Source organism: Sulfurospirillum barnesii SES-3 (assembly GCF_000265295.1).
GTDB lineage: Bacteria > Campylobacterota > Campylobacteria > Campylobacterales > Sulfurospirillaceae > Sulfurospirillum > Sulfurospirillum barnesii.
The window spans coordinates 2,035,567-2,052,129 of the sequence record NC_018002.1 but is presented as its reverse complement, the minus strand read 5'-3'; the positions used below and the strand labels follow the sequence as shown (position 1 = coordinate 2,052,129).

Annotated in this window: 32 protein-coding genes and 1 pseudogene; all 33 read left to right on the top strand. The window is 36.9% G+C overall.

Features of this window, described 5'->3' with window-relative positions:
- The first annotated feature begins 2 nt into the window (after positions 1-2).
- The 33 genes and pseudogenes from rplC (at position 3) to SULBA_RS10140 (ending at position 16,555) form a co-directional block, all read left to right on the top strand.
- Entirely contained in the window at positions 3-581 is a 579-nt protein-coding gene (gene rplC / locus SULBA_RS10300; RefSeq protein WP_014770229.1) for a 50S ribosomal protein L3, read from the top strand.
- Entirely contained in the window at positions 578-1,192 is a 615-nt protein-coding gene (gene rplD / locus SULBA_RS10295) for a 50S ribosomal protein L4 (RefSeq protein ID WP_014770228.1), read from the top strand. Before rplC ends, rplD begins: the two co-directional genes overlap by 4 nt.
- Positions 1,193-1,194: 2 nt before the next feature.
- A complete protein-coding gene (locus SULBA_RS10290) occupies positions 1,195-1,476 on the top strand; it encodes a 50S ribosomal protein L23 (RefSeq protein ID WP_014770227.1) in 282 nt (93 codons plus the stop codon).
- A gap of 2 nt (positions 1,477-1,478) precedes the next feature.
- Positions 1,479-2,309, top strand: coding sequence for a 50S ribosomal protein L2 (gene rplB, locus SULBA_RS10285; RefSeq protein WP_014770226.1), 831 nt, complete (start codon positions 1,479-1,481; stop codon positions 2,307-2,309).
- Positions 2,310-2,591 carry a 30S ribosomal protein S19 gene (gene rpsS, locus SULBA_RS10280; RefSeq protein ID WP_012857727.1) on the top strand — a complete coding sequence of 94 codons (282 nt, stop codon included), beginning with the start codon at positions 2,310-2,312 and terminating at the stop codon, positions 2,589-2,591. It begins immediately after the preceding gene.
- Between the two features lie 6 nt (positions 2,592-2,597).
- Positions 2,598-2,927 (top strand): annotated as a pseudogene (rplV, locus tag SULBA_RS10275) (50S ribosomal protein L22); the annotation flags it as partial.
- Between the two features lie 4 nt (positions 2,928-2,931).
- The gene (rpsC, locus tag SULBA_RS10270) at positions 2,932-3,645 is read left to right on the top strand and encodes a 30S ribosomal protein S3 (RefSeq protein WP_014770225.1); all 714 of its coding nucleotides are present in this window, start codon (positions 2,932-2,934) and stop codon (positions 3,643-3,645) included.
- Positions 3,645-4,070, top strand: a complete 426-nt coding sequence (rplP, locus tag SULBA_RS10265; protein ID WP_014770224.1) for a 50S ribosomal protein L16 — start codon at positions 3,645-3,647, stop codon at positions 4,068-4,070. Before rpsC ends, rplP begins: the two co-directional genes overlap by 1 nt.
- A complete protein-coding gene (gene rpmC, locus SULBA_RS10260) occupies positions 4,057-4,251 on the top strand; it encodes a 50S ribosomal protein L29 (RefSeq protein ID WP_014770223.1) in 195 nt (64 codons plus the stop codon). The genes rplP and rpmC overlap by 14 nt, the downstream gene beginning before the upstream one ends.
- Positions 4,251-4,502, top strand: a complete 252-nt coding sequence (rpsQ, locus tag SULBA_RS10255) for a 30S ribosomal protein S17 (RefSeq protein ID WP_014770222.1) — start codon at positions 4,251-4,253, stop codon at positions 4,500-4,502. The genes rpmC and rpsQ overlap by 1 nt, the downstream gene beginning before the upstream one ends.
- Positions 4,502-4,870, top strand: a complete 369-nt coding sequence (gene rplN, locus SULBA_RS10250) for a 50S ribosomal protein L14 (protein WP_012857721.1) — start codon at positions 4,502-4,504, stop codon at positions 4,868-4,870. Before rpsQ ends, rplN begins: the two co-directional genes overlap by 1 nt.
- Entirely contained in the window at positions 4,870-5,106 is a 237-nt protein-coding gene (gene rplX / locus SULBA_RS10245; RefSeq protein ID WP_014770221.1) for a 50S ribosomal protein L24, read from the top strand. The genes rplN and rplX overlap by 1 nt, the downstream gene beginning before the upstream one ends.
- On the top strand, positions 5,106-5,651 hold the full coding sequence (gene rplE, locus SULBA_RS10240) for a 50S ribosomal protein L5 (RefSeq protein ID WP_014770220.1): 546 nt from the start codon (positions 5,106-5,108) through the stop codon (positions 5,649-5,651). Before rplX ends, rplE begins: the two co-directional genes overlap by 1 nt.
- A 1-nt stretch (position 5,652) precedes the next feature.
- A complete protein-coding gene (locus SULBA_RS10235) occupies positions 5,653-5,838 on the top strand; it encodes a type Z 30S ribosomal protein S14 (protein WP_012857718.1) in 186 nt (61 codons plus the stop codon).
- 11 nt (positions 5,839-5,849) lie between these two features.
- Complete coding sequence (rpsH, locus tag SULBA_RS10230; RefSeq protein WP_014770219.1) at positions 5,850-6,245, top strand: 30S ribosomal protein S8; 396 nt, start codon at positions 5,850-5,852, stop codon at positions 6,243-6,245.
- Between the two features lie 73 nt (positions 6,246-6,318).
- Positions 6,319-6,855: a 50S ribosomal protein L6 gene (rplF, locus tag SULBA_RS10225; RefSeq protein WP_014770218.1), complete on the top strand. Its 537-nt coding sequence runs from the start codon at positions 6,319-6,321 to the stop codon at positions 6,853-6,855.
- 9 nt (positions 6,856-6,864) lie between these two features.
- Complete coding sequence (gene rplR, locus SULBA_RS10220) at positions 6,865-7,221, top strand: 50S ribosomal protein L18 (RefSeq protein WP_014770217.1); 357 nt, start codon at positions 6,865-6,867, stop codon at positions 7,219-7,221.
- Between the two features lie 24 nt (positions 7,222-7,245).
- The gene (rpsE, locus tag SULBA_RS10215; protein ID WP_012857714.1) at positions 7,246-7,689 is read left to right on the top strand and encodes a 30S ribosomal protein S5; all 444 of its coding nucleotides are present in this window, start codon (positions 7,246-7,248) and stop codon (positions 7,687-7,689) included.
- A gap of 19 nt (positions 7,690-7,708) precedes the next feature.
- Complete coding sequence (rplO, locus tag SULBA_RS10210) at positions 7,709-8,113, top strand: 50S ribosomal protein L15 (protein ID WP_014770216.1); 405 nt, start codon at positions 7,709-7,711, stop codon at positions 8,111-8,113.
- The gene (gene secY / locus SULBA_RS10205; protein WP_014770215.1) at positions 8,110-9,372 is read left to right on the top strand and encodes a preprotein translocase subunit SecY; all 1,263 of its coding nucleotides are present in this window, start codon (positions 8,110-8,112) and stop codon (positions 9,370-9,372) included. Before rplO ends, secY begins: the two co-directional genes overlap by 4 nt.
- Before the next feature lie 4 nt (positions 9,373-9,376).
- Positions 9,377-10,135, top strand: a complete 759-nt coding sequence (gene map, locus SULBA_RS10200; RefSeq protein ID WP_014770214.1) for a type I methionyl aminopeptidase — start codon at positions 9,377-9,379, stop codon at positions 10,133-10,135.
- A 16-nt stretch (positions 10,136-10,151) separates the two neighbouring features.
- Complete coding sequence (infA, locus tag SULBA_RS10195; RefSeq protein ID WP_012857710.1) at positions 10,152-10,370, top strand: translation initiation factor IF-1; 219 nt, start codon at positions 10,152-10,154, stop codon at positions 10,368-10,370.
- A gap of 161 nt (positions 10,371-10,531) precedes the next feature.
- Positions 10,532-10,645 carry a 50S ribosomal protein L36 gene (gene rpmJ, locus SULBA_RS10190; protein ID WP_012857709.1) on the top strand — a complete coding sequence of 38 codons (114 nt, stop codon included), beginning with the start codon at positions 10,532-10,534 and terminating at the stop codon, positions 10,643-10,645.
- Between the two features lie 2 nt (positions 10,646-10,647).
- Positions 10,648-11,016 (top strand): 30S ribosomal protein S13, encoded by a 369-nt coding sequence (rpsM, locus tag SULBA_RS10185; protein WP_012857708.1) that lies wholly within the window; start codon positions 10,648-10,650, stop codon positions 11,014-11,016.
- Between the two features lie 21 nt (positions 11,017-11,037).
- Positions 11,038-11,430 (top strand): 30S ribosomal protein S11, encoded by a 393-nt coding sequence (rpsK, locus tag SULBA_RS10180; protein WP_014770213.1) that lies wholly within the window; start codon positions 11,038-11,040, stop codon positions 11,428-11,430.
- A 75-nt stretch (positions 11,431-11,505) separates the two neighbouring features.
- Complete coding sequence (gene rpsD / locus SULBA_RS10175; RefSeq protein ID WP_014770212.1) at positions 11,506-12,132, top strand: 30S ribosomal protein S4; 627 nt, start codon at positions 11,506-11,508, stop codon at positions 12,130-12,132.
- Between the two features lie 15 nt (positions 12,133-12,147).
- Positions 12,148-13,161 carry a DNA-directed RNA polymerase subunit alpha gene (locus SULBA_RS10170; protein ID WP_014770211.1) on the top strand — a complete coding sequence of 338 codons (1,014 nt, stop codon included), beginning with the start codon at positions 12,148-12,150 and terminating at the stop codon, positions 13,159-13,161.
- Between the two features lie 3 nt (positions 13,162-13,164).
- The gene (gene rplQ / locus SULBA_RS10165; protein ID WP_014770210.1) at positions 13,165-13,515 is read left to right on the top strand and encodes a 50S ribosomal protein L17; all 351 of its coding nucleotides are present in this window, start codon (positions 13,165-13,167) and stop codon (positions 13,513-13,515) included.
- A gap of 143 nt (positions 13,516-13,658) precedes the next feature.
- Entirely contained in the window at positions 13,659-13,940 is a 282-nt protein-coding gene (locus tag SULBA_RS10160) for a NifU family protein (protein ID WP_014770209.1), read from the top strand.
- Entirely contained in the window at positions 13,940-14,503 is a 564-nt protein-coding gene (locus SULBA_RS10155) for a tetratricopeptide repeat protein (protein ID WP_014770208.1), read from the top strand. Before SULBA_RS10160 ends, SULBA_RS10155 begins: the two co-directional genes overlap by 1 nt.
- An 11-nt stretch (positions 14,504-14,514) precedes the next feature.
- Positions 14,515-15,828 carry a UDP-N-acetylmuramoyl-L-alanyl-D-glutamate--2,6-diaminopimelate ligase gene (locus SULBA_RS10150; protein WP_014770207.1) on the top strand — a complete coding sequence of 438 codons (1,314 nt, stop codon included), beginning with the start codon at positions 14,515-14,517 and terminating at the stop codon, positions 15,826-15,828.
- Positions 15,829-15,872: 44 nt separating this feature from the next.
- Positions 15,873-16,238, top strand: a complete 366-nt coding sequence (panD, locus tag SULBA_RS10145; RefSeq protein WP_014770206.1) for an aspartate 1-decarboxylase — start codon at positions 15,873-15,875, stop codon at positions 16,236-16,238.
- Positions 16,238-16,555, top strand: coding sequence for a YbaB/EbfC family nucleoid-associated protein (locus SULBA_RS10140; RefSeq protein WP_014770205.1), 318 nt, complete (start codon positions 16,238-16,240; stop codon positions 16,553-16,555). Before panD ends, SULBA_RS10140 begins: the two co-directional genes overlap by 1 nt.
- The last annotated feature ends 8 nt before the right edge of the window (positions 16,556-16,563 follow it).

Here is a 16,563-nt window from a genome sequence, read left to right as displayed (position 1 = left end):
TGATGGAATATATTATTGAAAAAATCGGCATGAGCCGAACAATTGCCGTACCAAGCGTTCCTGTCACGTTACTCAGAGTTTTAGAAGCAAAAGTATGCTCAGTTGATGAGAACAAGCGTGCCTTAGTTTCTTATGTAAGTGGCAAAAAAATGAACAGAGCAATTGCTGGTCAGCAAAAGAAATATAACCTTTCTGCTGCATTCAATCGTTTTGTTACATTGGATGTTGCAAATGCTGAAGTAGGCGATTTAAGCACTGCACCTTTAAGTGAAGCACAAAGATTGAAACTTTCTTTGAACACAAAAGGTAGAGGTTTTACAGGTGTTATGAAACGTCACAACTTTGGTGGAGGTCCTGGTGCACACGGTCACCGTTTCCATAGAAGTACAGGTTCAATTGGTAACCGCGAATGGCCGGGTCGTGTTCAAAAAGGCAAAAAAATGCCAGGTCATTATGGTAATAGCCAAGTGACTGTACAAAATGAGATTGTTTCATTTGACGCAGAAAATGGCATTTTAGCTGTTAAAGGCTCAGTTCCTGGCGCAAATGGATCATTAGGTAAAGCAAGGATCGTTAAATGAGTAGCGCAATCGTATTAAACGAAAAACTAGAAAATGTTGGTGCATTAGCTCTTCCAGCAGGTTTTGAAGAGATTCACTCACACAACTTATATCTTTATGTTAAATCATACCAAGCGGCGCTTCGCTCTAACACAGCTCACTCTAAAACAAAAGGTGAAGTTCGTGGTGGTGGTAAAAAACCATGGGCTCAAAAAGGTCGTGGTGGTGCACGTGCTGGTAGTAGAAGAAGTCCAGTATGGGTTGGCGGTGGTGCTGCATTTGGTCCAAAAGCTAACAAAAACTATGATTTAAAAGTTAACAAAAAACAAAAAAGATTAGCATTAGAGTTTGCTTTGAATGAAAAAGCAGCAAACAATGCACTTTTCGTTGTTGATTCACTTTCTATTGAATCAGGTAAAACAAAAGATGCAGCAAGCATAATTAAAACATTGGGTACAAGAGATGCATTGATCGTTAAAGAGTTGGTTGATGAAAAAACCATGTTAGCGTTTAGAAATATCCAAAATTGCTATCTTGTTGATGCAAGCGAATTAAATGCTTACTTAGCAACTGCTTTCTATGCAGTAATCATAGAAAAATCAGTGCTTGAAACAATCACAAAAGAGGGCTAAGAATGGCTGATATTACTGATATTAAAGCAATCCTTTATACTGAAAAGAGCTTGAGCCTTCAAGAGAGTGGTACCGTTGTCATTCAAACATCGGTTAGAATGACAAAAAATGGTTTAAAAGAGGTATTAAAACAATACTTTGGTTTTACACCATTAAAAGTCAATTCTCTTAGAGTTATGGGAAAAGTTAAGAAGTTTAAAGGCATTGAAGGCAAACGTAATGATTTTAAAAAGTTTTATGTTCAGTTGCCTGAAGGCGCAAAACTTGAGAATGTGGAGGCGTAATCATGGCAATAAAATCATTTAAACCGTATACCCCGAGTCGTAGATTTTTAACCAGTCTTGATTCTGGAGATATTACTGCAAAAGCAAGTGTTCCTTCACTTCTTGTGAAAATCGCTGCAACAGCAGGTAGAAATAACAATGGTAGAATCACTTCTCGTCACAAAGAAGCGGGTGCGAAAAAGCTTTACAGAATTATCGATTTTAAACGTACAAAGTTTAATATTGAAGGTACTGTTGCTGCAATCGAATACGATCCAAACAGAAACTGTAGAATTGCCTTAATTAATTATGTTGATGGGGATAAGCGATATATTCTTCAACCATCAGGTCTTAAAGTAGGCGATAAAGTTCAATCAGCAGAATCTGGTCTTGATATTAAACCAGGTAACGCAATGAAGTTGAAAAACATTCCAGTAGGTACGATCTTGCACAATGTTGAGCTAAAACCAGGCAAAGGTGGCCAAATGGCTAGAAGTGCTGGTGGTTATGCGCAATTAATGGGTAAAGAGACTCAATACGTTATGGTTCGTCTGCCAAGTGGTGAGATGAGACAAATCTTAGCAGAGTGTATGGCAACGGTGGGTGTTGTTGGCAATGAAGATTGGGCTAACGTTGTTATTGGTAAAGCAGGTCGTAACAGACACCGTGGTATTCGTCCTCAAACACGTGGTTCTGCAATGAACCCAGTGGATCACCCACACGGTGGTGGTGAGGGTAAAACGAACTCAGGACGTCATCCTGTAACGCCATGGGGACAACCAACCAAAGGTAGAAAAACTCGTAAGAAAAAAGCGAGCGACAAACTGATTATTTCTAGAAGAAAAGGAAAATAGATGGCTAGATCGCTAAAAAAAGGTCCTTTTGTTGACGCTCATTTATTGAAAAAAACGCTCGAAGCAAAAGAGACAAAATCAAACAAGCCGATTAAGACATGGTCTCGTAGAAGTACAATTCTTCCTGATATGATCGGACTTACATTTAACGTTCATAACGGTAGAAACTTTGTACCTGTCTATGTAACAGAGAATCATATCGGCTACAAAATGGGTGAATTTGCACCAACTCGTACGTTCAAGGGTCATAAAGGCTCTGTTCAGAAAAAAATTGGTAAGTAGGTAAAGATGAGTAAAGCAGTATTAAAATTTATCCGTTTATCACCTACAAAAGCAAGATTAGTTGCACGTGAAGTTCAAGGAATGAATGCAGAATTTGCAATGGCAAGTTTAGAATTCATGCCAAACAAAGCGGCAAAAATTATCTCTAAAGTAATCGCTTCTGCGGTTGCAAATGGCGGATTTGAACCAAATGAAGTCGTTGTTGCTTCTTGCCGCGTTGATGCAGGTCCAGTGTTGAAGCGTTTTATGCCAAGAGCAAGAGGTAGTGCTGGTGGCATTAGAAAACCAACTTCACATATCATTGTTGAAGTAGCAAAAGCTGCAAAGAAGGAAGACTAAGATGGGTCAAAAAGTAAATCCGATTGGTTTAAGACTTGGTATTAATAGAAACTGGGATTCAAGATGGTTTCCTGGTAAACAAACATTAGCAACAAGTATTGGTGAAGATTACAAAATCAGAACATTTTTGAAAAAAGAACTTTACTATGCGGGTGTTAGTCAAATTTTGATTGAACGTACGGCTAAAAAACTAAGAGTAACGGTTGTTGCTGCACGTCCTGGTATCATCATTGGTAAAAAAGGTTCTGATATTGAGAAATTAAGACTTAAACTCAGTAAGCTTATCAATAAAGATGTAAATGTTAATATTAAAGAAGAGAGACGCCCTCAAGCTTCTGCGCAATTGTGTGCAGAAAACGTTGCTATGCAACTTGAGCGTCGTGTTGCATTCCGCCGTGCCATGAAAAAAGTAATTCAAGGTGCACAAAAATCAGGTGCTAAGGGTATTAAAATTTCTGTTGCTGGTCGTTTGGGCGGTGCAGAGATGGCAAGAACGGAATGGTACTTAGAAGGACGTGTTCCACTTCATACTCTTCGTGCAAAAATCGATTACGGTTTTGCAGAAGCTCATACTACATACGGTGTAATTGGTGTTAAGGTATGGATTTTCAAAGGTGAAGTTCTTGTAAAAGGTCTTGCACCTGAAAAAGAAGATGCACCTGAAAAAGAAAATACACGTAAGCCTAGAGCGCGTAAAGAGAGAGGTAAAAACTAATGTTAATGCCTAAAAGAACAAAATACAAAAAGCAGATGAAAGGCCGCAATCGCGGTGAAGCGCAAAGTGGTGCTTCTATCTCTTTTGGTGAAATTGGTCTAAAAGCGGTTGAAGCGGGTCGTATTGATTCACGCCAAATTGAAGCGGCAAGGATTGCTTATACTCGTCACGTTAAGCGTCAAGCAAAAACATGGATTCGTGTATTCCCAGATAAACCTTTAACGGCTAAGCCACTTGAAACCAGAATGGGTAAAGGTAAAGGCTCTGTGGATAAATGGGTTATGAATATTAAGCCTGGCAGAATTATTTTTGAAATGGCAGGTGTGTCTGAAGAGTTAGCGCGTGAAGCATTAACCCTTGCAATGCACAAATTGCCTTTCAAAACCAAGATTGTAACTCGAGAGAGCGAAAATGAAGTATATTGATTTAAATAGCAAAAGCGCATCAGAGCTTGCAGAATTGTTAAAAGAGAAAAAGGTTCTTTTGTTTACATTAAGACAAAAGTTAAAAACAATGCAACTGACTAATCCGAATGAGATTAAAGAAGTTAGAAGAGATATCGCACGTATTAATACGGCTATTTCTGCTCAAGTAAGGGGTAACTAATGGCTTTAAAACGAGAGATTCAAGGCGTAGTTGTTCAAAAAGCAGGCGATAAAACAATCACTGTTTTAGTTGAAAGACGCGTTATGCATCCACGATATCGTAAATTCGTGAAACGTTTCAAAAAATACCTAGTCCATGACGAGAGCAACCAAGTCAAAATCGGTGACACGGTAAGTGCTATTGAGTGCAGACCACTTTCAAAAAGAAAGTCTTTTAGACTCAGTGCTATTGTTAAAGTAGGAGTTGAATAATGATTCAAAGTTTTACAAGATTAGCAGTAGCTGATAACAGTGGTGCTAAAGAGATCATGTGTATTAAAGTTCTAGGCGGTAGTAAACGTCGTTATGCAACCGTGGGTGATGTAATCATTGCGTCTGTTAAAAAAGCATTACCAAGTGGTAAAGTGAAAAAAGGGCAAGTGGTAAAAGCGGTTATCGTTAGAACAAAAAAAGAGATCCAAAGAGAAAATGGCTCATTGATTCGTTTTGATGAAAATGCTGCTGTTATTCTTGATAACAAAAGAGAGCCAATCGGTACACGTATTTTCGGACCAGTCGGTCGTGAAGTTCGTTATGCTAACTTTATGAAAATCGTATCTTTGGCGCCGGAGGTATTATAATGGCAACAAAGATGAAAATTAAAAAAGGCGATACTGTTAAAGTAATCGCAGGCGACGATAAAGGTAAAGAGGCAAAAGTTGTTCAAGTTTTGCCAAAAACTTCACAAGTCGTTGTTGAGGGTTGCAAAGTAGCAAAAAAAGCCATTAAGCCAAGTGAGAGTAATCCAAAAGGTGGTTTTGCTAATGTTGAAAAACCAATTCATGTCTCTAATGTGGCTAAAGTAGAGGGTAAATAATGAACAGATTGCAAGAGAAATTTAATGCTGAAGTGCAACCAGCATTGGTCAAAGAGTTTAATATTGCTAATTCTATGTTGGCTCCTAAAATCGAAAAAATCGTTATCAGCGTTGGCGCTGGTGAAGAAGGTAAAGATACGAAGTTATTGCAAAATATCGTCGATACCATCTCTCTAATCGCTGGTCAAAAAGCGGTTGTTGCGAATGCTAAAAAATCCGTTGCGGGTTTTAAAGTACGTGCAGGATACCCTGTAGGGGTTAAAGTCTCCCTTCGCAAAGAGAATATGTACGCATTTTTGGATAAGCTCATTTCTGTAGCACTTCCAAGAGTAAAAGATTTTAGAGGTCTTCCGCGATCTGGATTTGATGGAAGAGCAAACTATAACTTTGGTTTAAATGAGCAATTGATGTTCCCAGAGGTTGAGTATGATAATATCATGAAAACTCACGGAATGAATATTACAGTCGTAACAACTGCTAGCAATGATAAAGAAGCATTTAGACTTCTTGAACTCATTGGTTTGCCGTTCGCAAAAGGTAAATAATATGGCTAAAAAATCAATGATTGCAAAGGCTGCTAGAAAGCCTAAGTTTCAAGTAAGAGCATACACACGATGTCAAATTTGTGGACGTCCACACTCTGTTTACAGAGATTTTGGTATCTGCAGAATTTGTCTTCGTAAAATGGCAAATGAGGGTCTTATTCCAGGCCTCAAAAAAGCAAGCTGGTAAGGAAATAGACTATGATTAATGATCTAGTAGCAGATTCTTTAACAAGAATCAGAAATGCATCAATGAGAAAACTTGATGTGACGAAGTTAATGCATTCAAAACTGGTTGAAGCAATTTTAGTTATTTTTCAGAACAAAGGTTATATCGAAAGTTTTAACGTTGTTGAAGAAGGTCCTAAAAAGTTTATCAATGTTGTTTTGAAGTATGATGCAAGAGGTGCTCAAGTTATCAATGAAGTGAAAAAGATTTCAAAACCAGGACGTAGAGTCTATAAAGGTTCTGATGAAATTAAACGCTTCAAAAATGGGTATGGTACCATTGTTGTTAGTACATCAAAAGGTGTTCTTAGTAATGACGACGCACACAAAGCAGGTCTTGGTGGCGAAGTTATTTGTAGTATTTGGTAATTGCTGTTCTTTTATGGTATTCGATATCCATTCTAAGATGTAAGCTTATCGTAGACAAGTAAAAGGAAATAAAATGTCTCGTATTGGTAAAAAACCTATTAAAATACCTGCTGGCGTTGAAGTGTCAGTAAACGGTGATTTAGTAGAGTTTAAAAAAGGTAGTGTTCAAAAAGTATTGGACACTAAGGGAAATGTTGACGTAAACGTTCAAGAGGGTGAACTTGTGTTTATTTCAAAAGGTACTGATCGTCAGAGCAGTGCTTTTTGGGGCACATACCGCGCACTTGGTCAAAATGTTATTACGGGTCTAACAGAAGGTTTTAAAAAGCAACTTGAAATTAACGGTGTTGGTTATAAAGCTGCTGTTAATGGTAAAGTTCTTGAGCTTCAACTGGGTTACTCTCATCCAATTAACTATGAATTTCCACAAGATATTCAAGTAAGTGTTGAGAAAAACGTAATCACAATTGTTGGTGATGATAAGCAAGTCGTTGGTCAAATTGCTGCTGAGATCAGAAGTTTTAGGGCTCCTGAACCGTATAAAGGTAAAGGTATCAAGTATATTGATGAGACTATTATCCGTAAAGCCGGAAAAACTTCCAAGAAGTAAGGGTAGGAAATGAGAGCAAATATTTTAAAACGAAAACTTGCATTAAGAGTTAAGCGAAAAAGAAGAGTTAGAGCTGATATTTCTGGTACAGTTGCAAGACCTAGAATTTCTCTTTTTAAATCTAATCGCTATCTTTATGCGCAGGCAATTGATGATGTTACAGGTGTTACTTTAGCAAGTGTGGATGGTAAAAAATTAGGATTTAATTCAAGTAAAGCAGCTGCAACAGAAGTTGCAAAAGCATTTGCAGATACACTAAAAGCTAAAAATTTAACTCAAGTTGTTTATGATAGAAATGGCTATTTGTATCATGGCGTAGTTGCTGCTTTTGCTGATGGCCTTAGAGCAAACGGCATAGTGCTATAAGAAAAAGAAGAGGAAAACGATTCAATGGAAAAATATAACAGAGAAGAGTTTGAAGAAGTTATCGTCAATATTGGCCGCGTAACAAAAGTTGTTAAAGGTGGTAGACGTTTTAGATTTACAGCACTTGTCGTTGTTGGAAATAAAAAAGGTCTTGTTGGCTTTGGTTTTGGTAAAGCTAAAGAGGTTCCTGATGCGATTCGAAAAGCTGTTGATGATGCATTTAAAAACATTGTCAAAGTGAATATTAAAGGCTCAACAATTGCACATGATGTTGAAGTTAAATTTAATGCAAGTCGTATTATTCTTAAACCAGCTAGTGATGGTACGGGTGTGATTGCTGGTGGTGCAACACGTCCTGTTGTGGAACTTGCAGGTATTAAGGATATTTTGACAAAGTCATTGGGTTCAAACAATGCTTCTAATGTGGTAAGAGCAACGATTAAAGCTCTTAGCATGATTAAAAGTTAAGTGAAGAAAAGGATTCAAAATGGCATTAGATAATCTTACCCCAGCAGAAAACTCTACCAAAAAGATCAAACGCGTAGGTCGTGGTCAAGGTAGTGGTATGGGAAAAACTGCTAGCCGTGGTGCTAACGGACAAAAGTCTCGTACAGGATATAAAAGAAAAAGAGGTTTTGAAGGTGGTCAACAACCTCTTCAAAGAAGATTACCAAAAGTTGGTTTTACTTCTAAAATTGAGAAACCTTATGTCATCAATATTGATAAAATTACAGCTGTTAAAGAATTAGCTGAAATTACTGTTGATGCAATTAGAACAGTTCATAAAATTTCTAGCAGCATTGTTAAAGTAAAATTGATTGGCGCAGGTGCAAAAGAACTTGCTTCAAAAATTAAAGATGAGAATGTTGTGTTTACTGGAATGAGTAGATGAATCAAGATCTCACGAGGAAGATTTTAGTTACATTGGGTTTTATTTTTGCATATAGGATTTTGGCATATGTACCAGTTCCTGGTGTAAATATAGAGGTAATTAAAGAGTTCTTCGACTCCAATAGCTCAAATGCTCTTGGTATGTTTAATATGTTCAGTGGCAATGCTGCTGAACGATTAAGCATTATCTCCTTAGGTATTATGCCTTATATTACTGCTTCAATTATCATGGAACTTCTTGCTGCTACCTTCCCTGCACTTGGTAAAATGAAAAAAGAACGTGATGGTATGGTAAAGTACATGCAGATTATCCGATACGCAACGATTGGTATTACAATTGTGCAAGCGATTGGTGTTTCTGTGGGATTAGGGGGAATGACAGGTCGATCAGGTGAGAGTGCTATTATGCTCGATATGACAACATTTTCAGCGATTGCAGCTGCGAGTATGTTAACTGGAACAATGCTGTTGATGTGGATTGGTGAACAAATTACACAAAGAGGCATTGGAAATGGTATCAGTTTAATTATTTTTGCAGGTATTGTTTCAGGAATTCCTAGTGCAATTGGTGGGACCATTAATCTTGTGAATACAGGAGAATTAAACTTTCTAGTTGTGATTGGTATCCTTCTTGTTATACTGGCTACAGTAGGTTCTATTATTTATGTTGAGATGGGTGAACGTAGGGTTCCTATTTCATATTCACGCAAAGTAGTTCTTCAAAATCAACATAAACGTATTATGAATTACGTACCTATTAAGATGAATCTTAGTGGTGTTATTCCTCCTATTTTTGCTAGTGCAATTTTGATGTTTCCATCAACGATTATGCAAGCAAGTACCAATCCAATTGTTCAAGCAATTCATGATTTTTTAAATCCAAACAGTTATGTCTTTAATGTTCTTACGTTTTTGTTTGTTATTTTCTTTGCTTATTTTTATGCATCCATTGTTTTTAATGCAAAAGATATTTCAGAAAATCTCAAAAAACAAGGTGGCTTTATACCAGGTGTTCGACCAGGAGAAAGCACGGCTTTGTATTTAAATGATGTTGCTGGAAGATTAACACTTTGGGGTTCAATTTATTTAGGATTGATTTCGACACTTCCATGGGTACTTGTCAAAGTAATGGGTGTACCATTTTATTTTGGAGGAACGGCTGTCTTAATTGTTGTTCAAGTAGCCTTAGATACGATGCGTAAAATTGAAGCACAAATGTACATGAATAAATATGAGACATTGAGTGCTGTAGGACTCTAAGATTATGGCAATAACCATTAAAAAAGCGCAAGAAATTGCAAAGCTTTCTGATGCGAATAAAATTGTTGCAAAAACACTTGAATATCTTACATGTAATATTCACCCAGGCATGCGTTTGAAAGAATTAAATGCCATGGGTGAGTCTTATATGCAAAGTTTAGGTGCTCGCCCTGCATTTAAGGGACTTTATGGTTTTCCTGCAGGGGTATGTACTTCTGTCAATGAAGTGATTATTCATGGAATACCAACGGAGTATGCACTAAAAGAGGGTGATATTATTGGCATGGATATTGGTACTGAAGTGGATGGCTGGTATGGTGATTCTGCTGTAACGATTGGTGTGGGGCAAATATCAAAAGAGGATGAATCATTAATAGCATGTGCTAAGGATGCTTTGTATTATGCTATTGATATTATTCATGCAGAGATGCGTTTTAAAGAGTTAAGCCATGCTATAGAACAGTTTATTCACGCTAGGGGATATGTCCCTCTTCGAGGTTTTTGTGGTCATGGAATTGGTCGAAAACCGCATGAAGAACCAGAATTACCCAATTATTTAGAGGGTAATAATCCTAAAAGTGGTCCTAAAATTAAAAATGGTATGGTTTTTTGTATTGAACCAATGATTTGCCATAAAGAGGGTACACCTAAAATTTTAGAAGATAAGTGGTCTGTGGTATCAACAGATGGGTTAAGAGGAAGCCACTATGAGCATACGGTTGCTATCATAGATGGTAAAGCAGAGATTTTGTCGCTATCTTGAAAGTCTAGGAGGTTAAATGGCAAAAGATGATGTTATTGAGATTGATGGGAAAGTGATAGAAGCTCTTCCCAATGCAACGTTTAAAGTTGAAGTACAGAACAGTCATGTGATTTTATGTCATATTGCTGGAAAAATGAGAATGCATTATATTAAAATAATGCCAGGGGATACCGTTAAAGTTGAGTTAACCCCGTATAGTTTGGATAAAGGGCGTATAACCTACAGATATAAGTAAAGTATTAGCTTAAATTCTGTATAATTAGCCCCTTTTGTAAAACTGTGTGAAGAATAATCGAAAAAGGAACCACTGTTTTTTCGATTGTTGGTTTGAAAACATCATCAAACCTGTGACAGTTTAACTCAAAATTCCAGTGGAAAAAAAGTTCAGGAGTCACAATGAAAGTACGACCTTCTGTAAAGAAGATGTGCGATAAGTGCAAAGTGATCAAACGAAAAAATATCGTTAGAGTCATTTGCGTAAATCCAAAACATAAACAGAGACAAGGATAATCATGGCAAGGATTGCAGGTGTAGACCTTCCAATGAAGAAAAGAGTAGAGTATGGTCTAACATACATCTATGGTATAGGTTTAACAAGTTCTAGAGCTATTTTAACAGCAACTGGAATTTCGTTTGATAAAAGAGTTCATGAACTAAGTGAAGACGATGTTGCAGCAATTCGTAAAGAAATTCAAGCAGGTTTTCAAGTAGAGGGTGATCTTCGTAAAAAAGTAGCTATGGACATTAAAGCATTAATGGACATGGGAAGTTACCGTGGACTTAGACATAGAAAAGGCTTGCCAGTTCGAGGTCAAAAAACAAAAACGAATGCGCGTACCCGTAAAGGTAAAAAACGCACCGTTGGCGCTAAAGCTAAATAACGAAGTCTCAAAGGGAAACAGATGGCAAAAAGAAAAGTAGTACGTAAAAAAGTTGTTAAAAAAAATATTGCTAAAGGTATTATCTATATCTCGGCAACATTTAATAACACTGTCGTTACTGTAACTGATGAGATGGGAAATGTTATTGCATGGAGTAGTGCAGGAAGTTTGGGTTTTAAAGGTAGCAAAAAATCTACCCCTTATGCCGCACAACAAGCTGTTGAAGATGCACTTACCAAAGCAAAAGAACATGGTCTCAAAGAAATCGGTATCAAAGTTCAAGGACCAGGCAGTGGTCGTGAAACAGCGGTAAAAAGTGCTGGTACAACAGAGGGTATAAAAGTCTCTTTCTTAAAAGACATTACTCCTTTACCACATAATGGCTGTAGACCTCCAAAAAGACGAAGAGTATAATTCTAGCTTTAGAATATACTTTTAGAAGAAAAACAGAATAAATTTTTTCGTTTATGCAATAGATTAGGAGAAAAAATGGCAAGATATAGAGGACCAGTCGAAAAGCTCGAGAGAAGACTTGGTGTTAGCTTAGCCCTTAAAGGTGAGCGAAGACTTGCTGGTAAAAGCGCATTAGATAAGCGTCCATATGCACCAGGTCAACACGGACAAAGAAGAGCAAAAATTAGTGAGTATGGACTTCAATTAAGAGAGAAGCAAAAAGCTAAATTTATGTATGGAGTTTCTGAAAAACAGTTCAGACGTATTTTTGATGAAGCAGCAAGAAAAGAGGGTAATACCGGTATTAATCTTGTTCTTTTAATTGAAAGAAGACTTGATAATGTTGTTTATCGTATGGGGTTTGCAACTACCAGAAGATTTGCGCGCCAACTTGTAACACACGGACATCTTTTAGTGAATGGAAGCAAAGTAGATATTCCTTCCTATATTGTTCGTGCAGGTGATAAAGTTGAGGTGTGTGAAAAATCTAAAAATAACCCTCAAATCAAAAGAGCGCTTGAATTAACACAACAAACTGGTATTGCACCGTGGGTTGATGTTGAAAGAGAAAAAGCAATGGGTATTTTTACACGAATACCTGAGAGAGAAGAAGTAGTTATTCCGGTTGAAGAAAGATTAATCGTTGAGCTATACTCTAAATAATAAAGTAGGTAGCATATGAAAAAAATCAATACATCAGCTTACATGCCAACTGAAATTGAGGTCGAAAATATTTCAGCAAGTAAGGTTCAAATCAGTGCCTATCCGTTTGAATCAGGTTTTGCTGTAACATTGGCACATCCTCTACGCAGATTGCTTTTAAGTAGTACCGTAGGATCGGCTCCAACGGCTGTAAAGATTGAGGGCGTAACCCATGAATTTGATAGCATGCGTGGTATGCTTGAAGATGTTGCTCTTTTTATTATTAATCTTAAAAATATTCGCTTTAAACTTAAAGGCGATGAAAAGCGTGTAGAAGTTAACTACTCTTTTTCTGGTCCACGTGAGATTAAAGGCAGTGATCTTGCAAATTCACATATTGAAATTGTTACGCCAGATGCTTATCTGGCAACAATCAATGAAGATGCAGAACTCAATTTTTCTTTGATTGTTGAAAAGGGAATCGGGTATGTCCCCAGTGAAAATATTAGAGATATAGTTGGGGATGATTTTATTGCCTTAGATGCTTTCTTTACACCAGTGAAAAGAGCTGTTTACGAAATAGAGAATGTTTTAGTTGAAGACAATCCTAACTATGAAAAAATTGTGTTTACAATTGAAACAGATGGTTTGGTTTCTCCCATTGAGGCATTTAAAAATTCACTTGAAGCAATGTATTCTCAAATGTCAGTATTTAATGGTATTTTGGATATTGCAGTGGCTCCAAAAAGTGAGAGTTCTAACGAAAATGTTGAATTGGCAAAGTTATTACAGAGCGTGGAAGAGTTAAATCTAAGCGCACGTAGTTTCAACTGTTTGGATCGAGCTGAGGTTAAATATATTGGTGAGCTTTCATTGATGAGCGAAACAGAATTGAAAGATCTCAAAAACCTAGGCAAAAAATCGTTAGAAGAGATTAGACAAGTTATGGAAGAGAGTGGTTATCCAGTAGGGTATAACTTTTCTGAAGAAACAGCGAGTCTGCTTAAGAAAAAAATTGAAGATTTAAAATCTGAAGTCAACGAGGGTTAATTTATGAGACATAAGCATGGATACAGAAAGCTTGGTCGTACTTCATCACACAGAGCAGCGTTGTTGAAGAACATGGCTATAGCGGTCATTAAATATGAAAAAATTGAGACAACACTTCCTAAAGCAAAAGAGCTTAGAGGATATGTTGAAAAATTAATTACAAAAGCTGGAGTTGGTGGTGATCACGCTCATAAGACAGTTTTTGCTGCACTTCAAGATAAAGAGTGTACCAAAAAACTTGTGAATGAAATTGCCCCTAAATATGTGGAAAGAAACGGTGGTTATACCCGTATTATTAAAACACGTATCAGAAAAGGCGATGCAGCGCCAATGGCGTTTTTAGAGCTCGTTTAATTCTTTATATTTGGGGATTTTTCCCCAATCTTCTTTGTTATCTTTCACACTCACTATTCCCTTCCTATCAAAGTCAATGCATAAATTAAGTCACTTTTAACGCAAACTATTGTTAAATTAGCTACTTTTCTATAGGAGAATTTATGATACCATTTAGCGATGAAGAGTTACTTCCTGCCGTTGAAAAATCACTTGAAAAAATTAAACCCATGTTAGCATTAGATGGCGGAGGATTAACATTACTTGGCATTAAAAAAGGGCATGTTTTTGTGCAATTACAAGGTGCTTGTCAAGGGTGTGCTTCCAGTGGGCAAACATTAAAATATGGAGTTGAACGTCAATTACGTATTGATATACACCCCGAACTTGAAGTGATTAATATTTTACCAGGGGCTGAATATGAGTTTGAAGCATTTGGAGAGTAATGAACGCACATAGTAAAAAAGGTATTGCAAAATTTTATGAAAAAAATTTTAAGGAGGCATTGTTTGAGTTTTCTTTAGCACTTAGTGAAGAACCTCAATCAAAGGAGGCTCGTATTGGTGCTATTTTATGCGATTTAGCATCACATAATGAGGAGCAAGCTTTAGCCCTTTTTGAATATTATCTTATGAACCAACAAAACTCAAGTGAATCGTTTGAAGAATTATTTCAAGATATGATTGATTCTGTCGAAAGAAATAGTGAAAAAATAGCTCATCTTTTTAAGCACAATGATTTAGAAATGCGTATTAATGCAGAAAATGGCATTAAATATGAAGATTTCCTTGCATTAATTAACTCTCGGGGTAGTTTCAAAGAAGCTTTTGAAGATATTATGTTTTCAACAAAAGTTATCATTTCTAAAAAAGAAGATTTTGTTGATTTTCTTTCAAAATTAATGGAGAATGGTTTTGTTGAAATGTCACTCAATTACCTTGAAAGTGCTGTGACCCTTTTCCCTAATGACGAACAGCTTTTATCTTTGATTAAAAAAGTACAAAAATAGGGAGAAATTCTTTGAAAATAGCATTAGAAAATCATGCTCCATTTTTACATGTAACGGATAATTCAGCCGAATGTGATGCTTCAACGATTTTTGTTTCAACAGATCAAAATCGCTCTTATGCGCAAAAAGCAATTGAAAATGGATGTGTAAAGATTATTTCTGCCAAAGAGTGTTTATCACTTTTAGAGATTGAGGGAAAGATTAAAATTATTGGTATAACAGGTACGAATGGGAAGACGACCACAGCAGCTGCTATTTATTCTATTTTGCTTGATGTTGGCAAAAAAGTGGGATTACAAGGCACACGTGGTTGTTTTATCAATGATGTGCGTATTGAAGAGAAGAGTTTAACGACTCCTCCTATTTTGCAAACGATTAAAAATTTAAAAATGGCAGTAGAGCAAGGATGTGAGTATTTTGTCATGGAAGTGAGCTCTCATGCGATTGCTCAAAATCGTATTGATGGACTCAGCTTTGCACTCAAAATTTTAACCAATGTTACGCAAGATCATTTAGATTTTCATAAGAGCATTGAGGAGTATATTGCTATTAAGAGTCGTTTTTTTGAAGATGAAAGTTTAAAGCTCATCAATAAAGATGAACGTAATATTCGCTTTAATCGCACCAATGCTATGAGTTATGGCATAGAACATCCTGCAACGTATAAAATTTTAGCCTATTCTTTAAAAGAGGGTATCAGTGCAGCGGTTTCAAAAATTGAGAAAGTTTATGAATTTGAGTCATCAATGCATGGTTTTTTCAATCTTTACAATCTTTTAGCTGCCATTGGCGCTGTGGATATGTTAAAAGGTGCGAGTATGGAAGAGATTTGCGAAGCAGTTTCGCATTTTGGTGGTGTGGAGGGACGCATGCAAGTGGTTTCACAAGAGCCATTGGTCATTGTTGATTTTGCACACACGCCTGATGGGATGGAAAAAGTTTTAGAGAGTATGAAAGAGCGTGATGTGATTGTCGTTTTTGGAGCAGGAGGCGATAGGGATCGCACGAAGCGTCCTAAAATGGGGGCAATGGCAGAACGGTATGCTAAAAAGATTATTGTCACCAGTGACAATCCACGTTCTGAAAATCCTCAGACCATCATTGATGAAATTTTAAGTGGCATGCATGCCAAAGAATCTTTACATGTAAAGGTAGATCGTTACGAAGCTATTGAGCAAGCGCTTGTAATGCAAGGGTTGAATGATGTGGTGCTTATCCTTGGAAAAGGGGATGAAACCTATCAGGAGATTGCAGGGGTGAAGCATCCTTTTGATGATAGGGTTGTGGTTCAAGAGATTCTTGCACGATGGGCTAAGCAAAAATAGGATAAAATAAACAAATTTCTTAACTTGAATGAGGTATAAAAGCGATGACGCTAGAGATGTTATACAGTAAAATTCACAGAGCCACGGTCACGGATGCGAATTTGAACTATGTTGGGTCTATTACGATTGATAAAGAGTTAATTGAAGCGTCTCATTTAAAAGTAGGTCAAAAAGTAGAAGTGGTGAATATTAACAACGGTGAGCGTTTTACGACCTATGTGATTGAGGGACGTGCAGGTCAAAAAGATATTTGTCTTAATGGTGCTGCTGCTAGAAAGGCACATATTGGGGATAAAATTATTATTATTGCGTATGCCCATTTGAATGAAAATGAGATACAAACATTTAAACCGACCGTTGTCTTAGTGGATGAGAGCAATGCCATGGTGGAAGTAAGAGACTATATTTAATGTTTGAAAATTTTGATTTATCTAAAATGGGTGCTATGCTTGAAGAGGCACAAAAACAAGCGCAAAAGATGCAAGAAGAGGCAAGCACTAAAGAGTTTACGGCCAAAAGTGGTGGTGGGCTTGTCAGTGTGAGCATGAATGGCAATGGTGAAGTGATTGATATTACTATTGATGATTCTCTTTTAAACGACAAAGAGTCATTACAAATTTTGTTAATCAGTGCGATGAACGATGTCACAAAGATGGTTGAAGATAATAAAAAACTGGCAACAAACCAAATGCTTTCTCATTTTGGAGGATTTGGCATAAAGCCATAAGGAGCGTG

Coding starts and splice junctions, on each gene's coding strand:
- rplC (WP_014770229.1), top strand. CDS start 3: ATGGAATATATTATTGAAAAAATCGGCATGAGCCGAACAATTGCCGTA.
- rplD (WP_014770228.1), top strand. CDS start 578: ATGAGTAGCGCAATCGTATTAAACGAAAAACTAGAAAATGTTGGTGCA.
- SULBA_RS10290 (WP_014770227.1), top strand. CDS start 1,195: ATGGCTGATATTACTGATATTAAAGCAATCCTTTATACTGAAAAGAGC.
- rplB (WP_014770226.1), top strand. CDS start 1,479: ATGGCAATAAAATCATTTAAACCGTATACCCCGAGTCGTAGATTTTTA.
- rpsS (WP_012857727.1), top strand. CDS start 2,310: ATGGCTAGATCGCTAAAAAAAGGTCCTTTTGTTGACGCTCATTTATTG.
- rpsC (WP_014770225.1), top strand. CDS start 2,932: ATGGGTCAAAAAGTAAATCCGATTGGTTTAAGACTTGGTATTAATAGA.
- rplP (WP_014770224.1), top strand. CDS start 3,645: ATGTTAATGCCTAAAAGAACAAAATACAAAAAGCAGATGAAAGGCCGC.
- rpmC (WP_014770223.1), top strand. CDS start 4,057: ATGAAGTATATTGATTTAAATAGCAAAAGCGCATCAGAGCTTGCAGAA.
- rpsQ (WP_014770222.1), top strand. CDS start 4,251: ATGGCTTTAAAACGAGAGATTCAAGGCGTAGTTGTTCAAAAAGCAGGC.
- rplN (WP_012857721.1), top strand. CDS start 4,502: ATGATTCAAAGTTTTACAAGATTAGCAGTAGCTGATAACAGTGGTGCT.
- rplX (WP_014770221.1), top strand. CDS start 4,870: ATGGCAACAAAGATGAAAATTAAAAAAGGCGATACTGTTAAAGTAATC.
- rplE (WP_014770220.1), top strand. CDS start 5,106: ATGAACAGATTGCAAGAGAAATTTAATGCTGAAGTGCAACCAGCATTG.
- SULBA_RS10235 (WP_012857718.1), top strand. CDS start 5,653: ATGGCTAAAAAATCAATGATTGCAAAGGCTGCTAGAAAGCCTAAGTTT.
- rpsH (WP_014770219.1), top strand. CDS start 5,850: ATGATTAATGATCTAGTAGCAGATTCTTTAACAAGAATCAGAAATGCA.
- rplF (WP_014770218.1), top strand. CDS start 6,319: ATGTCTCGTATTGGTAAAAAACCTATTAAAATACCTGCTGGCGTTGAA.
- rplR (WP_014770217.1), top strand. CDS start 6,865: ATGAGAGCAAATATTTTAAAACGAAAACTTGCATTAAGAGTTAAGCGA.
- rpsE (WP_012857714.1), top strand. CDS start 7,246: ATGGAAAAATATAACAGAGAAGAGTTTGAAGAAGTTATCGTCAATATT.
- rplO (WP_014770216.1), top strand. CDS start 7,709: ATGGCATTAGATAATCTTACCCCAGCAGAAAACTCTACCAAAAAGATC.
- secY (WP_014770215.1), top strand. CDS start 8,110: ATGAATCAAGATCTCACGAGGAAGATTTTAGTTACATTGGGTTTTATT.
- map (WP_014770214.1), top strand. CDS start 9,377: ATGGCAATAACCATTAAAAAAGCGCAAGAAATTGCAAAGCTTTCTGAT.
- infA (WP_012857710.1), top strand. CDS start 10,152: ATGGCAAAAGATGATGTTATTGAGATTGATGGGAAAGTGATAGAAGCT.
- rpmJ (WP_012857709.1), top strand. CDS start 10,532: ATGAAAGTACGACCTTCTGTAAAGAAGATGTGCGATAAGTGCAAAGTG.
- rpsM (WP_012857708.1), top strand. CDS start 10,648: ATGGCAAGGATTGCAGGTGTAGACCTTCCAATGAAGAAAAGAGTAGAG.
- rpsK (WP_014770213.1), top strand. CDS start 11,038: ATGGCAAAAAGAAAAGTAGTACGTAAAAAAGTTGTTAAAAAAAATATT.
- rpsD (WP_014770212.1), top strand. CDS start 11,506: ATGGCAAGATATAGAGGACCAGTCGAAAAGCTCGAGAGAAGACTTGGT.
- SULBA_RS10170 (WP_014770211.1), top strand. CDS start 12,148: ATGAAAAAAATCAATACATCAGCTTACATGCCAACTGAAATTGAGGTC.
- rplQ (WP_014770210.1), top strand. CDS start 13,165: ATGAGACATAAGCATGGATACAGAAAGCTTGGTCGTACTTCATCACAC.
- SULBA_RS10160 (WP_014770209.1), top strand. CDS start 13,659: ATGATACCATTTAGCGATGAAGAGTTACTTCCTGCCGTTGAAAAATCA.
- SULBA_RS10155 (WP_014770208.1), top strand. CDS start 13,940: ATGAACGCACATAGTAAAAAAGGTATTGCAAAATTTTATGAAAAAAAT.
- panD (WP_014770206.1), top strand. CDS start 15,873: ATGACGCTAGAGATGTTATACAGTAAAATTCACAGAGCCACGGTCACG.
- SULBA_RS10140 (WP_014770205.1), top strand. CDS start 16,238: ATGTTTGAAAATTTTGATTTATCTAAAATGGGTGCTATGCTTGAAGAG.